Annotated in this window: 1 pseudogene; it reads left to right on the top strand. The window is 56.4% G+C overall.

What is annotated here, in order from left to right:
• Positions 1–419 (top strand): annotated as a pseudogene (locus PGH32_RS24585) (APH(3') family aminoglycoside O-phosphotransferase); the annotation flags it as partial.
• Positions 420–461 lie beyond the last annotated feature (42 nt).

The raw sequence follows: 461 nt of genomic DNA on the forward strand, positions 1-461 counted from the left end.
CTTGATCCGGCTACCTGCCCATTCGACCACCAAGCGAAACATCGCATCGAGCGAGCACGTACTCGGATGGAAGCCGGTCTTGTCGATCAGGATGATCTGGACGAAGAGCATCAGGGGCTCGCGCCAGCCGAACTGTTCGCCAGGCTCAAGGCGAGATGCCCGACGGCGAGGATCTCGTCGTGACCCATGGCGATGCCTGCTTGCCGAATATCATGGTGGAAAATGGCCGCTTTTCTGGATTCATCGACTGTGGCCGGCTGGGTGTGGCGGACCGCTATCAGGACATAGCGTTGGCTACCCGTGATATTGCTGAAGAGCTTGGCGGCGAATGGGCTGACCGCTTCCTCGTGCTTTACGGTATCGCCGCTCCCGATTCGCAGCGCATCGCCTTCTATCGCCTTCTTGACGAGTTCTTCTGAATTATTAACGCTTACAATTTCCTGATGCGGTATTTTCTCCTT

The organism is Erwinia sp. SLM-02 (assembly GCF_037450285.1).
Taxonomy (GTDB): Bacteria; Pseudomonadota; Gammaproteobacteria; order Enterobacterales; family Enterobacteriaceae; genus Erwinia.